This is a genomic window from Roseomonas aeriglobus (assembly GCA_016937575.1).
In the GTDB taxonomy this organism is placed as follows: Bacteria; Pseudomonadota; Alphaproteobacteria; order Sphingomonadales; family Sphingomonadaceae; genus Sphingomonas; species Sphingomonas aerigloba.
The window spans coordinates 2,498,456-2,513,395 of sequence record JAFHKN010000002.1 but is presented as its reverse complement, the minus strand read 5'-3'; the positions used below and the strand labels follow the sequence as shown (position 1 = coordinate 2,513,395).

The 14,940-nt window shown below is 66.0% G+C and carries 10 protein-coding genes; 9 read left to right on the top strand and 1 reads right to left on the bottom strand.

What is annotated here, in order from left to right; translation table 11 throughout:
* Nucleotide 1 precedes the first annotated feature (1 nt).
* From JW805_12515 to JW805_12475, 9 genes are all read left to right on the top strand, one after another.
* Nucleotides 2-1,273, top strand: a complete 1,272-nt coding sequence (locus tag JW805_12515) for a hypothetical protein (protein ID MBN2972840.1) — start codon at nt 2-4, stop codon at nt 1,271-1,273.
* A gap of 17 nt (nt 1,274-1,290) precedes the next feature.
* The gene (locus tag JW805_12510; protein ID MBN2972839.1) at nt 1,291-2,208 is read left to right on the top strand and encodes a LysR family transcriptional regulator; all 918 of its coding nucleotides are present in this window, start codon (nt 1,291-1,293) and stop codon (nt 2,206-2,208) included.
* A 70-nt stretch (nt 2,209-2,278) separates the two neighbouring features.
* Nucleotides 2,279-3,427, top strand: coding sequence for a mannonate dehydratase (locus JW805_12505; GenBank protein ID MBN2972838.1), 1,149 nt, complete (start codon nt 2,279-2,281; stop codon nt 3,425-3,427).
* Between the two features lie 171 nt (nt 3,428-3,598).
* Nucleotides 3,599-6,502, top strand: a complete 2,904-nt coding sequence (locus JW805_12500; GenBank protein ID MBN2972837.1) for a TonB-dependent receptor — start codon at nt 3,599-3,601, stop codon at nt 6,500-6,502.
* A 134-nt stretch (nt 6,503-6,636) separates the two neighbouring features.
* Nucleotides 6,637-7,563: a 5-dehydro-4-deoxyglucarate dehydratase gene (kdgD, locus tag JW805_12495; GenBank protein MBN2972836.1), complete on the top strand. Its 927-nt coding sequence runs from the start codon at nt 6,637-6,639 to the stop codon at nt 7,561-7,563.
* Entirely contained in the window at nt 7,560-8,888 is a 1,329-nt protein-coding gene (gene gudD, locus JW805_12490) for a glucarate dehydratase (protein MBN2972835.1), read from the top strand. Before kdgD ends, gudD begins: the two co-directional genes overlap by 4 nt.
* 22 nt (nt 8,889-8,910) lie before the next feature.
* The gene (locus JW805_12485) at nt 8,911-10,164 is read left to right on the top strand and encodes an alpha/beta hydrolase (protein ID MBN2972834.1); all 1,254 of its coding nucleotides are present in this window, start codon (nt 8,911-8,913) and stop codon (nt 10,162-10,164) included.
* Nucleotides 10,161-11,312, top strand: coding sequence for a mandelate racemase/muconate lactonizing enzyme family protein (locus tag JW805_12480; protein ID MBN2972833.1), 1,152 nt, complete (start codon nt 10,161-10,163; stop codon nt 11,310-11,312). The genes JW805_12485 and JW805_12480 overlap by 4 nt, the downstream gene beginning before the upstream one ends.
* A gap of 138 nt (nt 11,313-11,450) precedes the next feature.
* Nucleotides 11,451-12,761: an MFS transporter gene (locus JW805_12475; protein ID MBN2972832.1), complete on the top strand. Its 1,311-nt coding sequence runs from the start codon at nt 11,451-11,453 to the stop codon at nt 12,759-12,761.
* A gap of 73 nt (nt 12,762-12,834) precedes the next feature.
* Here JW805_12475 and JW805_12470 read toward each other — a convergent pair whose 3' ends face one another.
* Nucleotides 12,835-14,880, bottom strand: a complete 2,046-nt coding sequence (locus tag JW805_12470) for a Tad domain-containing protein (GenBank protein ID MBN2972831.1) — start codon at nt 14,878-14,880, stop codon at nt 12,835-12,837.
* Nucleotides 14,881-14,940 lie beyond the last annotated feature (60 nt).

Here is a 14,940-nt window from a genome sequence, read left to right as displayed (position 1 = left end):
GGTGAGGATCGCCGACGTCCGGGTCACGCCGATCGCGTTTCGCGATCCGCCGCTGCTGAATGCGGCCGGAATCCACGAACCCTATGCGCTGCGCTCGATTATCGAGGTCGTCGCGGAAAACGGCGAGACCGGCCTTGGCGAGGGCTATGGCGATGCGGCCGCGCTCGCCGCGCTGCAGGCGGTGACGCCGCGGCTGGTCGGGCTGTCGGTGCACGATCTGAACGGGCTGCGCCGGATCGTCGCCGAAACGCTGAGCGGGCTGCCGCCGCCGCCGCCCGGGGCCGAACTGGCGCCAGGCTCCGACCCCGCGCGACAGGGGGCCAATTGCTGTTCGGCGTTCGAAGTCCCGATGCTCGACCTGCAGGCGCAAGCATCGGGCGTTCCGCTGCATGCGCTGCTCGGCGGAGCGGTTCGCGACGACGTGCCCTTCAGCGCCTATCTCTTCTACAAATACGCCCGCCACATCGAGCCCGAGGAGCCGGCCGACAGCTGGGGCGAGGCGATCACCCCCGCGCAGATGGTGGCCCAGGCCCGGCGCATGATCGATCGCCATGGATTCGGCAGCATCAAGCTGAAGGCCGGCACGCTGCCCCCGTCGGTCGAGATCGCGACGATCGAGGCGCTGGCCGACGCCTTCCCCGACTATCCCCTCCGGATCGATCCGAACGGGGCGTGGTCGATGGAGACCGCGATCGCAGCGGCAGATCGGCTGCGTGGCCTGATCGAATATTACGAAGACCCGGTCAACGGACTGGAGGCGATGGCCGAACTGCATCGTCGCACCGGTCTGCCGCTCGCCACCAACATGGTGGTGACCTGCTTCGATCACCTGCGCCGCAGCGTCGCCCTGAACGCGGTGCAGATCGTGTTGTCCGACCATCATTATTGGGGCGGTTTGCGGGACAGCCAGTCGCTCGGCGCGATGTGCGCCACCTTCGGCCTCGGGTTGTCGATGCATTCCGACTCGCATCTGGCGATCAGCCTGATGGCCATGGCGCACCTCGCCGCAGCGACGCCGAACCTGACCTATGCCTGCGACACCCATTACCCTTGGGTCGAGGATGCGGACGAGGTCGTGCGCGGCGGGAAGATCGCGTTCATGAACGGCTGTGTACGGGTCGGCGACCGGCCGGGGCTGGGCCTGGCCATCGATCCGGTGCGGCTGGCGCGGGGGAAGGCGACATTCGATCGGATCGCGATCCGCACGCGCGATGACACGGGCCAGATGCGCAAATATGATCCCGCGTTCTCACCCGTCAAACCGAGGTATTGAGCGCGTGGTTCCGCACCATGTTTGAACTGATCCAGCTGCGCTGCTTCGTCGCCGTGGCCGAGGAACTGCACTTCGGGCGCGCCGCGGCCCGTCTCAACATGACGCAGCCTCCGCTCAGCCGGCATATCCAGGTCCTGGAACGGATCGTCGGGCTGGAACTGGTGGCGCGATCGAGCCGGTCGGTCCGCCTGACCGCCGCCGGCGTGGTCTTCCTCGCCGAGGCTCGCCGGATCGTCGAACTGTCCGACAGCGCGGTAGCGACCGCGCGCGCCGCAGCGGAGGGCCAGCGCGGCATGGTCGCACTCGGCTTCACCGCGGCATCGGGGTACAGTTTCCTGCCGAGTTTCTTCGGACGCATGCGGATCGACATGCCCGACGTGAAGCTGCTGCTGAAGGAAATGGTCACCGGGGAGCAGCTCGAATCGTTGCAGACCGGCCGGCTCGACATCGGTCTGTTGCGTCCACCGGTGCGCGGGACGGAACTGGCGTCGATGCGAGTCCTGACGGAACGGTTTGTCGTGTGCCGGCACGATTCGATCCCGGCGCATGCATGCCCACGCACGCTTGCCGACTTCGACGGCCTGCCGATCATCATGTATGCGCCCGACAAGGCGCGCTATTTTCACGATCTGGTGACCGGGCTGTTCGCCAATGCCCATGCCTCTCCGCAACTCGTCCAGCATGTCGCGCAGATCCATACCATCCTGACGCTGGTCGGCGCCGGGCATGGCTATGCGCTGGTGCCGGAGGCGTCCACGCATCTTCATCCGGACAATGTGGTGTTTTCGGAACTCGAGAATACCGATCCGATCGTCGAACTGCACGCCGCGTGGCGCCAGGACAATGTCAATCCGGCCCTGCGCCTGTTGCTGACGAACCTTCGGCGATGGACCGGCGAACACGGTGGCGGGGGAGGCACGGGGGGCGGCGGATAGCGCAGCGGATCCCGGTGCCGCCCTGCCGGCCTGGGACCATCCCGGCGACGAACAAAACGAAGGGGAGAGGATGATCGAACGGCGGCAGTTTCTGACGGGCCTGGGCACGGGCCTTGCCCTTTCCGCGACGACCGGCGCGAGCGACATGGCCGCGGCAAGGCCGCAGGCGCGAACGACGCCCGTCGGGCAGCGGCCGAGCGGGCGACTGAAGTTCAAGCTCGGCTGCCAGAGCGGGCCGGCTACCGACGAGCATTTCGAATATCTCGCCCGCTACGGCGTGACCCATATCGCCGCCCGTGCGCCGGTGTCTGCCGGGCGGCTGTACTCGACGGTCGACGAGTTGACCGGCGTCAGGGCCATGGCCGAGGCGAGGGGGCTCAAGCTCGACATCCTCGACCCCGTGCTCCTGCCGTCGTCGCACATCGACCGCGAGCGCAATCCGGGCATCATGCTGGCACAGAGTCCCGAACGCGAGCGCGAGGTGGAGGCGTTCCAGACCCTGATCCGCAACTGCGCGCGGGCGGGGATCCCCTGCATCAAATATAATATGTCGATCCTGGGCGTGTTGCGCACGGGGCATGTCACCGGACGCGGCGGATCGGTGCAATTCGGTGAATGGGATGCGCGCAAGGCCGCGCCGCCGACGCCGCTCACCCGCGCCGGTACCGTCAGCGAAGACGCGTTCTGGGAACGCATCACATGGTTCCTCGACCGTGTCGTTCCCGTGGCCGAGGAATATAAGATCCGCATCGCCTGCCACCCGCACGATCCGGGCACGCCGCCCGAGGGCTATCAGGGGGTTCACCGCGTGCTCGGCACGATCGACGGACTGAAGCGCTTCGTGTCGATCCGCGAAAGCCGCTTCCATGGCCTGAATTTCTGCCAGGGAACGGTCAGCGAGAATCTGGCGCGTCCGGCGGTCGAGATCTTCGACGTGATCCGCTGGTTCGGGTCGCGGAAGAAGATCTTCAACGTGCATTTCCGCAATATCGTCGGCGGGCGAGGGCATTTCCGGGAAGCCTTCCCGGACGAAGGCGACGTCGACATGTTCCGGGCGCTGCTGACCTATCACGAGGTCGGCTATGACGGCATGCTGATGCCCGACCATGTGCCCGAGGTGCCCGGACATCCCGAGGCAGGGCTCCAGAGCTTCGCCTTCGCCTATGGGCACACCCGGGGCCTGATGCAGGCGGCGGAGCATTTTCTCGCGCGGTCGTAAGCGCGGGCGCCGGCACGAGGGACCACCGACACGCGGCCGGCCCATGCATACCTGCCTGGCATCGTTTGATTGCCAGCCGGAATTGGACTCAGGGGGTTCGCCGGGGAAGTCTGTGACGCGAAGAAAAGGCATGCCGCCAAAGCGGCTGCGCTACGGGAGGGGAGGCACCTGATGCCAAGGAATTTCGCGCGTCCGCTGTTACTGACCGGTGTCAGCCTGCCGTTGGCCCTGTGGTCATCCGTTGCCGCTGCGCAGACCGTTCCGACGCCGCCGATCGAGGAAAGCGAAGCGGCCGCACAGACCGCGACCCAAGAGGTCATCGTGACCGGCAGCCGTGTCCAGCGTGACGGATATGACGCCCCGACGCCGCTGACGGTGGTCGATGCCTCGCTGATTTCCAAATCCGCGCCGACCAATGTCGCCAATTATCTGAACCAGCTGCCGCAGCTGACCGGTACCGCCACCTCCCGCGCCGGGAATGGCGCCACCTCGACCGGTACCGCCGGCCTCAACCTGCTCGACCTGCGCGGCCTGGGTTCGAACCGGACGCTGGTCCTGATCGATGGTCAGCGCGTCGCCCCTTCGACCCAGACCGGCGCGGTCGACGTCAACAACATTCCGACCGCATTGCTCAGCCGCGTCGACATCGTCACCGGCGGCGCATCGGCGGCCTATGGGTCGGATGCCGTCGCCGGCGTCGTCAACTTCGTGATCGACCGGAAGTTCGAAGGCGTGAAGCTGAACGTCATGGGCGGCGTGACCAGCCGGGGCGACAACAAGAACTACCAATTCACCGGGTCGTTCGGGAAAGCGTTCGCCGATGGCCGGGGACATGTGATCGTCTCCGGCGAGCACCAGCACGAGGACGGGATCTTCCAGATCGATCCTGCCAAGCGCAAATGGTACAGGGAGACATATCTGGTCACCAACCCGGCGTTCGTGGCGGGGAACGGCCAGCCGCGCCAGATCGTGGCGGACAACGTCCATTACAACAACGTCGCCCAAGGCACCGTCATCAACAGTGTCGTACAGAACGGCGTGCGCCGGAACTTCATCACCAGCGGGGCGCTGACCAACACGACCAACCCCTTCTTCGGTACCAGCTTCGGCGCGGGTGGGGCGGTGACGCCGTTCGTCTATGGCACGATTGCCGGCAACTTCATGATCGGCGGCAATCCGTGGAACGAGGGGAATTTCGGCACGCTGACCCCGCGGATCGACCGGACCAACGGCTGGGGGATGCTCAGCTACGAATTCAGCCCGGCCGTGACCGCCACCATCGAGGCATCCTACGGCAAGACGCACACGGTCGGTCCGGCGGCCTATCAGCGCAACGTCAACAACATCGACGTCAGCGCCAACAACGCCTTCCTGCCCGCAAGCGTCCGTGCGACGGCAGCGGCCAACAACATCACCTCGTTCCGCGTCGGCTATGGGTCCGTCGATCTCGGGCGGATGGTCAACGACATCGAGCGGGAGAACTACCGCCTCGTCGGCACATTGGCGGGCGAGCTGGGCCAGGGGTGGAAGTGGCAGGCCTATTATCAGTACGGCCGCACCAATCTGGACATCAAGCTGCTCAATACCACCGACAACATCAAGTTCAGCAACGCGATCGACGCCGTCACCAACGCCTCGGGCCAGATCGTCTGCCGCTCGACGCTCACCAATCCGAACGACGGCTGCGTGCCGCTCAACATCTTCGGCACGGGTGTCGCCAGCCCGGCCGCGATCGCCTATGTCAAGGGTACTGCCTCTCAGACCCAGGCCATCACGCAGAAGGTCGGCTCGCTGTCGATCACCGGCGAGCCGTTCGATCTGTGGGCCGGGCCCGTGTCCTTTGCGGCCGGCGTCGAGCGTCGCAGCGAATCCGTGACCGCCGTCGGCGATCCCGTGTCGGCTACCTTCGTGTCGGGGCCTGCGCTCTATCCGACGACGCTCGGCGGCTTCTTCACCGGCAATTTCAAAAGCAATGCCGGCAAATATACCGTCACCGAAGGTTTTGCCGAGGTCGTCGTCCCGCTTCTCAAGGACAGCGGGATCGGTACCGCCGACTTCAACGGCGCCGCACGCATCACCGATTATTCGACCTCGGGGCGCGTGACCACGTGGAAGGCGGGCGTGACCTACGAGCCGATCCGCGACATCAAGTTCCGCGTCGTCCGCTCGCGGGACATTCGCGCGCCCAACCTGCAGGAACTCTATGCCGCCGGCGCGTCGCAGGCGGTCGACGTCACCGACCCGCTGGCGACGGTCAATCCCACCCGCATCACCCAGATCACCGACGGCAACCGCGCGCTGCGTCCGGAAAAGGCCAACACGCTTGGCCTGGGCGTGGTGGTGTCGCCGCGGTTCCTGCCCGGCTTCAGCGCATCGTTCGACTATTACAACATCAAGCTCAGCGACGCGATCACCACGCTGGCGGTCAACGACATCGTCGCGCGCTGCATCGGCGGCGAATCCGAGCTGTGCGCCCTGATCACTCGCAATGCGGCCGGGACGATCACCGAAATCCGCCGCGTGCCGGTCAACGTCGCATCCCAGCGCGTTCGCGGCTTCGACATCGATGCGTCGTACCGCGTGCCCTTCGACGGCCTCTTCCGCGACGCGGCCGGCAATATCGTGCTGCGCTTCCTCGCCAACCGGGCGCTCAACTACAGCTTCACGAACAACAATGTGACCAACGAGGCCGTGGGCGAGAACGGCGGGCCGAATGCCGCGCCGTCGATCCCCAAGTGGCGCACGTTCACGTCGCTGGGGTACGATAGCGACCAGGCTTCGCTGACCCTCACCATGCGGACGATCTCCGCGGGGGTCTATGACGTGACCTGGGTCAGCGGGGTCGACATCGACCGCAACTATATCGCCGGTGCGAAATATTTCGACCTCGGCGGCAATTACACGCTGTTCGGCCAGGGGCGCAACAAGACCGAACTGTATTTCGCGGTCGAGAACCTGTTCGACAAGGATCCGCCCGTCGCGGCCGGCAATGCGTCGAGCACGCCGCCGTTCAACCCGGTCCTTTATGACGGCATCGGTCGTTCCTACCGGGTCGGCGTGCGGGCCAGGTTCTGATCCCGATCTCGCCCCGCCACCGGTCCGGCCGGATCATAGCAAAGCGCTATCGATCGAGAGCCGATCGGGTTTGGACGGGGTTCGTGCGCCGATGATAGCGCTGCTCACCAAACCTCAGACGGAACTTCAAGATGATGTCTTCCCAAGAAATGGCTGCGAAAATCGGGTCGGGCCTGCTGTCTTTCCCGGTCACGCATTTCGATGCCGACATGCAGTTCGAAGTCGAACCCTATCGCCGGCACTGTAGCTGGATGCTGGAGCATGACGTGGCGGGCCTGTTCGCCGCGGGGGGGACCGGCGAGTTCTTTTCGCTTCAGCCGGCGGAGGTCGTCGCGGTGGTCGAGGCCGCCGTCGCCGAAACCGCAGGGCGCGTACCGGTGATCGCGGGCTGCGGATATGGCACGGCGATCGCCGTCGACCTCGCCCGCCAGGCGGAACGGGTCGGTGCCGACGGCCTGCTGCTGCTGCCGCCCTATCTGATGGTGCCGGGGCAGGAGGGCCTGGCCGAGCATATCGAGGCGGTCTGCCGCGCGACCTCGCTGGGGGTGATCGTCTACAACCGCGACAACGCCGTGGTGACCGAAGATACGCTCGCTCGCCTGTGCGATCGCAACCCGAACCTGATCGGTTACAAGGACGGGGTGGGCGACGTCGAACTGATGATGCGGATCTATTGCAAGCTGGGTGACCGGCTGACCTACGTCGGCGGGCTGCCGACCGCGGAGACCTTCGCCCCGGCCTATCTGGAGATGGGGGTGACGACCTATTCGTCGGCGATCTTCAATTTCATGCCGGACTGGGCGGTGAATTTCTACCGGGCGGTTCGCGCCCGCGACAAGGCGACGATCGTGCGCGAGCTCAACAATTTCGTCCTGCCCTATATCGCGTTGCGCAACCGCGGTCGTGGCTATGCCGTGTCGATCGTCAAGGCGGGCTGCGACCTGGTCGGTCGGCCTGCCGGCGCGGTGCGCCCCCCGCTCACCGGCCTGCTCGAATCCGAGCTGGCGGAACTGGATATGCTAATCCAGCGGGCGCAGGCCGTGGTGGCTGCCGCGGCATGAGCCGAGCACCCAAGATCGCGTCGATGCGGGTCGTCCCGGTCGCCGGTCAGGACTCCATGCTGCTCAACCTGAGCGGGGCGCACGGTCCCTATTTCACGCGCAACGTCGTGGTGCTGACCGACGAAAGCGGGAACACCGGACTGGGCGAGGTGCCCGGCGGCGAAGCGATCAGGCAGACGCTGGAGGATTGCCGGACCATCGTCGTCGGCGCGACCGTCGGTACGCATGCCCGGATCGTGACCGAGATCGGCCGGCGCTTCGGCGACCGGGATGCGGGCGGCCGCGGGCTGCAGACCTTCGATCTGCGGACCACGATCCACGTGCAGACAGCGGTCGAAAGCGCGATGCTCGACCTGCTCGGCCAGCACCTCGGCTGCGCGGTCGCGGACCTTCTGGGCGAGGGGCGGCAGCGCGACCGGGTCGAGATGCTGGGGTACCTGTTCTACATCGGGGACCGGCACCGGACCGATCTGCCGTATCGGGACGAGAGCGGTTCGGCCGATGCATGGGCGCGGCTTCGTAACGAGGAGGCCGTGACGCCTGCGGCCGTGGTGGCGCTCGCTCGCGCCGCGCAGCAGCGATATGGCTTTCGCGACTTCAAGCTGAAGGGGGGCGTCTTCGCGGCCGACGAAGAAGCGGCTGCGGTACGCGCATTGAAGGATGCCTTTCCCGAGGCGCGCATCACGCTCGATCCCAATGGCGCCTGGAGCCTGGAAGAGGCGGTGCGGGTCGCGTCGGGGCTGACCGATGTGCTGGCCTATGCCGAGGATCCTTGCGGGGCCGAAGGCGGGCGCAACGGGCGCGACGTCATGGCCGAATTTCGTCGCAGGACGGGGCTGCCAACCGCGACGAACATGGTGGCGACCGATTGGCCACAGATGGTCGAGGCGCTACGCCTGCAAGCCGTCGACATCCCGCTGGCCGACCCGCATTTCTGGACGATGGCGGGTTCGGTGCGGGTGGCGCAGACCTGCCGCGACTGGGGGCTGACCTGGGGCTCGCATTCGAACAACCATTTCGACATCAGCCTGGCGATGTTCACGCATTGCGCGGCCGCTGCGCCCGGGCAGGTAACGGCGATCGATACGCACTGGATCTGGCAGGACGGCGATAACCTGACCATCGAGGCGCCGCGGATCGTCGATGGTCATGTCGACCTTCCGCAACGCCCGGGCCTGGGCGTGGAACTGGACGAGGACGCGCTCGCGCGGGCGCATCGGCTGTACGTCGATCACGGTCTGGGCGCACGGGATGACGCGCAGGCCATGCAATATCTGATCCCCGGGTGGACGTTCGACAACAAGCGCCCGTGCATGGTGCGTTAGGGCAGAGGCTGGCGGAGGGGGAATGGGCCGTTTCGATCTGAAGAAATTCGGCCGGCGAGCGATTGCGCTTGCCGTAACGGCCGCACTCACCGCACTGGCCACGGCCGGGCCCGTCCTTGCCCAAGACCGCAATCCCCTCCCGCAAGGCGCCATCGTCGGCGACCAGCCGATCGATCCATTCTACCGCTGGAACGGTCCCCTGGCAGGCCGGCCGGGGCGCGTCCTGCGGACCGAGCCGCTGCCTGCTGACCTGATGCCGCGTCAGGCGAGCAAGGCGCTTCGTATCCTCTATACATCGACCGATGCCCGGTGGGGCAGCGGCACGCTCCCGGTCAGCGGCGCGCTCTACCTGCCGCACGGGCGGCGACCGCGGGGCGGCTGGCCGCTGGTGGTCTGGTCGCACGGGACGCTGGGTGTCGCCGACAGCTGTGCTCCATCCTGGACCGGCGCCAACGCCCGCGATCGCGCCTATATCGCTCGCTGGCTCGATGACGGCTTTGCCGTGGTCGCGCCCGATTACCAGGGGCTCGGCGGGCCGGGTCCGCATCCCTATCTCATCTGGCAGGCGGAGGGGCGATCGGTCCTGGATGCGGGGCGCGCCGCGTTGCGGACCGGTGAGGGCATCGCCAATCAGGTCATCGTCACCGGCCAGTCGCAGGGCTCCGGGGCGGCGCTGGGCGCGGCACGTCTTGCCGCCACCTATGCGCCTGATCTGGCGGTCCGCGGCACGATCGCGACGGCGCTGGTGACGACCTTCCCCGATCCGGCGGTCCCGCTGTCGAACCAGACCCCCGGCGGCTCGCCCTATTATCTGGTCTATCGCATGATGTCGGGCAGCCTGCCCGATGGTGCACCCGCGCCCGAGACACTGCTGACCGACAAGGGCCGGATCCTGCTGGCCGCGGCGCGCACGCGCTGCGATCCGCGCGTCGTCGCCGAGGCCAATGGCATAACCCTCGACAACGCCTTTACCCGGCCGGTTGCCGAGATCGACCGACTGCTGGGGCCGGCCGGCGCGATGGACCCGTTCCGGACCCGCGTGCCGCTGATGATCGGCATCGGCCTCGGCGACGAACTCATCGCGCCGGAGCGTCAGAAGCTGGCGCTGGCGCGGATCTGCCAGCAGGGCAACATCGTCCGGTTTCGCGGTTACCCGGACGCGCGTCACGGGGAGACTTTGAGCCGGTCGGCCGACGATGCCGTCGCCTTCGCACGCGACGTGCTGGCCGGTCGACCGGTCACGTCGGACTGCACCGTCGGCGATCACGGCCGATGAGCGACGATCGGATCAGCGAGATCAGGATCAGTCTGGCGAATCTTCCCCTGGCCACGCCGATCAGCGACGCGAAGGTGCTCACCGGGCGGCAGAAACCGCTGACCCAGGTCGCCATGCTGTTCGCCGAGATCGTCACGCGCGACGGACGCGAAGGCTTCGGCTTTTCCTATTCCAAACGCGCCGGTGGCCCCGGCCTGTTCGCCCATGCGCGCGAAGTCGGGGCCGAGCTGCTCGGCGAGGATCCCAACGACATCGCCCGCCTCTGGACCAAGCTGGTCTGGGCCGGCGCGTCGGTCGGACGCGCGGGGCTGTCGACCCAGGCCGTCGCCGCGTTCGACAATGCGTTGTGGGACATGAAGGCGAAACGCGCCGGGTTGCCGCTCGCCAAGCTGCTCGGCTGCCGCCGCGACGGTGTGAACTGCTACAACACCTCGGGGGGATTTCTGTCCTCGCCGCTGGAAGAGGTGCTCGACAATGTCGAGGCGTCGATCGCGAGCGGGATCGGCGGCATCAAGATCAAGGTCGGCCATCCCGACCCCAAGGTCGATCTCGCCCGCCTCGACGCGGTCGCGCGGCAGATCGATGGACGCGTGGCGCTGATGGTCGATGCCAACCAGCAATGGTCGCGTGACGCCGCGCAGCGGATGTGCCGGGCGATGGAGGCCCACGGCCTGGTGTGGATCGAAGAGCCGCTGGACGCCTATGACATCGAAGGGCACGCGGCCCTGGCGGGAAGTTTCGACACGCCGATCGCGTCGGGCGAAATGCTGGTCAGCGCGCCCGAGCATTTCGCGATGATCCGCAGCCGGGCGATCGACTTCGTTCAGCCCGACGCGGCACGGGTAGGGGGCATCACCCAATTCCTGCGCGTCGCCGCCATGGCCGAGGAAGCGCAGCTCAGTCTCGCGCCGCATTTCGCCATGGAACTGCACGTCCATCTTTCGGCAGCCTATGCGCACGCCGCCTGGGTCGAACATTTCGACTGGCTCGACCCGCTGTTCAACGAACGCCAGACGATCCGCGACGGCAAGATGCTGATATCGGACCGACCGGGGCTGGGTGTCACCTTGTCGGAACAGGCCCGGGCCTGGACGGTCGCCTCCTGCCGTATCGATGCCGGCGGGATCGCCGACGGCCTGCATCGATAGCGTTGCGGCATCGCTGAATTGCCACGACGGATTGGACGGCCGCGCGATTTGCTCGCTAGCCTGCCAAGAGAGAAAATCGACCGTGCCGGCGGCTCCCGACGGGAATCGACGGCAACAGGCTCGACAGGAGCGGGATAGATGCCGGAATCGCAGAAGGTCGGACGTGTCCGTTGGGGCGTGTTGGCGGTGCTCTTTGCCGTCACCGTCATCAATTACGCCGACCGCGCGACGCTGTCGCTGGCGGCACCATCGCTATCGCTCGACCTGGGCATCGACAAGCTGCAACTCGGCATCGTGTTCTCGGCCTTCGGCTGGGCCTATGTCGCGTCGCAGGTCCCCGGTGGCTGGCTGCTCGACCGGTTCGGTACGCCTCGCGTCTACCTGATCGCCATCATCGTCTGGTCGCTCTTCACGATGGCACAGGGCGGCGTGGTGTGGCTGAGCGGCGCGACCGCGATCACCACCCTGTTCGCCTTCCGCTTCCTGGTCGGCGTGGCGGAGGCGCCTTCGTTTCCCGGCAACGCCCGCCTGGTCGCTGCCTGGTTTCCCTCGGCCGAACGCGGCACGGCCAGCGCGATCTTCAATTCGGCGCAGTATTTCGCAACCGTACTGTTCGCGCCGATCATGGGGTGGATCATCGCCGGCTTCGGCTGGCCATGGGTGTTCGTTTTCATGGGCGTGGCCGGGCTGATCGCAGCCGTGGTCTGGACGAGGGTGGTGCGCGATCCGGAAGATCACCCCCGTCTGGGCGCGCCCGAACGTGCGATGATCGAAGCCGGCGGCGCCTTGCGTCAGGCTCCCCACACGGGCGCCCGGCAAGACGGTGAGCTGGGGCGCAAATTGCGCGTGCTGCTGGGGCATCGCACGCTCTGGGGGCTCTACCTCGCGCAATTCTTCATCAACACTCTGACCTATTTCTTCATCACCTGGTTCCCGGTGTATCTCGTCGAGGAGCGCGGACTGTCGGTGGTCAAGGCGGGGCTGTTCGCCACCGTGCCGGCAATTTGCGGCTTCATCGGCGGCGTGCTGGGCGGCGTCCTTTCGGACTGGCTGCTGCGGCGCGGCTACAGCCTGACGGCGGCGCGAAAGATCCCGGTGGTGAGCGGCATGATCCTGGCGCTGATGATCCTCGGCTGCATCACGGCACAGTCGAACACCATGATCCTCGTGTTCATGAGCCTGGCGTTCTTCGGCAAAGGTATCGGCGCCCTGGGCTGGGCGATCATGAGCGACGTCGCCCCGCGCGACAGCGCCGGCCTGTCGGGGGGCATCTTCAACATGTTCGGCAACCTCTCCTCCATCGTCACGCCGATCCTGATCGGGTATATCCTGAAGGAAACCGGGTCGTTCGATCTCGTCCTTGCGCTGGTGGCGGGATCCGCGCTTTTCGCGGCACTCGCCGTGCTCTTGCTGGTCGGGTCCATTCGACGGATCGGCGAAAGCGCCTGACCGGGCGATCAGGGGCGCTTCCGACGGCCGCCTCGTCTGCTCGTGGCGTTTCACCCCACCTGGTCGACGTGCCTCACCGGGACAGTCTGAGCTGTGATATCTGTTCGGCGATCGTCTTGAACGTCTGCTGCAATTCGGCCGAGTTGGCCGCGGTGAAATATTTGCCCGACGATGCGCATGTGGTCAGGCGGGTGATCGTCTCCGGTGCCAGCGTGCCGAACGCGACGACCCACAAGGTGATGTTCTTGTTCTTGATCGCGCTGCACAGCGCCTCGGTCCGCTTGTTGACCTGTTCGACCAGCGTGAAGGCGTTGAACGTGCAGCCGCCGGTAGGAGCGCTGCTGGCCGAGGTCTGGCGTCGATCCCACCAGTTATAGCCGTACGCGGTATAGTCGTAGGATTGCGCGCAGGCGTCGCCGTCGGTCATGAAGATCATGTGCCGTTCGATGTCGCCGCCCCGCGCGGTCTTGGCATTTTCGCTGCCGAAGATGCCGGTCGGCGACATCAGCCGCGCACCCCACAGCAGGCCGATGTCATGATAGGTGTTGCCTTCGGGGAAGAGCGAATCGACATAGCTGTCGAAGTCGCTGCCGGCGCCGTAGGATTGCATCTTGCGCGCCGCCTGCGGGCAGAAGGCGGAATACGGCCGCGAATAGCTGCTGTCGGTCGCCGACCGATTGACCGGCCCGAAAATGAAGCTCGGGTCGTCGTACCCGAGGAAGGATCCGCGGGCATAGAGCAGGTCGGGCAGCGCCGGCTTCCACCGGGTGGCGTCGCTGCTGGGGATCAGGTCGATGTCGAGATCCTTTGCCCCCGACGGGATCGGATCGTAGCTGGTCTGACGCACCGTATCGCGTTCCTCGATACAGCCTTTCCAGCTGATCGTGGCGGCGGTGCCATTTGCGCCGATCGGCCATTGGAAGCTGTCGCGCCAGTCGGTCCCGTTCTTCAGCAGGCTGACGGTGACGGGCAGCGCGGCGTAGCGCCAACCGCTGAAGACGGTCGCCGTCGTCGATGACCGGGTCTGCGAATATTGACGCCGCAGGTCGCCGCGGATTTCCTGGCGCTGGATCCAGCAATATCCGCCCTGGGTGCGCCGCGTCTTGAAGACGTAGACGCGGCCGTACTGATAGGTGGCCCAGGTTATGGTTTCCGGATTTCCGCCGGTGGTCGTCCGTTCGACCTGCGGACCTTCCACGCCGATCGCCTCGAACGCCGTCTGGGGCGGAACGGCGTAATTCGTACAGCTCGATGACGAGATAAAGCCGACGCCCTGATAGTCGAAATAGCCCTGGGGGTCGGGATTGACGAAGGTCGTGCCCGTCACCGACGGCGTGGTCGACGACGTGGTCGTCTGATTGGTGAATTGCGCCTCGCGCGTCTGATAGGTCCAGCTGTCGACGAACCAATTGGTCGGCAACAGCCGCCCGACGTTGACGTTGGTCGCATAGGGGACGAAGCCGAAGCGGATCTGGACCTGATCGCTGGTCCCCCCCGACGGCACGCCGGTGGTGCAGGTCGCGTTGCTGTCGATCTTCGCCACGATTTCGTAAAAGCACTTCACCGCGGTCTTCAGCGCCGACATCTTGTTGACGATGTCGCCGGGCTGCGGGTCGTTCATCGACCCGGTGGTATCGAGCACGAACATGACGTCGGTGTTGGGCAGCCGCATTTCGGCGTCGCAGCTGACCGCGATGTCTTCGCTGGTCTTGCCGAAGATCCGCATCAACGTCATCGGGATCGTCGCCTGCGCGGTGCCGGTCACCTTGCCGGCCTCTTCGGTGAAGGTGCGGATCAGGCCCGTCGAGGCGAACGACCCGCTTTGGAAATTGGCGTCGAAGAATTTCTCGGCCTGGGTGCGGGCATAGTAATTGTTGAACGACCAGTTGCCGCCGCCCATCGACTTGCGACCGGCCAGCGAGCCCGCATCGCACGCATGCTGCAGGCGGGTCTTCAGAATATACATCCGGCTGAGGTCGATGCCGCCACCGACCAGACCGGCAAGCGGGATCAGCGTCGCGGTCATGATGGCCAGGGTGTTGCCTCGGACGTCGCGAAGCAACCGCATCAGAATGCCGCGCTGCGTCGGATCGTTAGGCTTTCGGCGGCTCCAGGCCATAATTTATCTCAATAATCTAGTCGCTTGCGACTCCTTTTTGACAGATTTCCGTTCAAACGG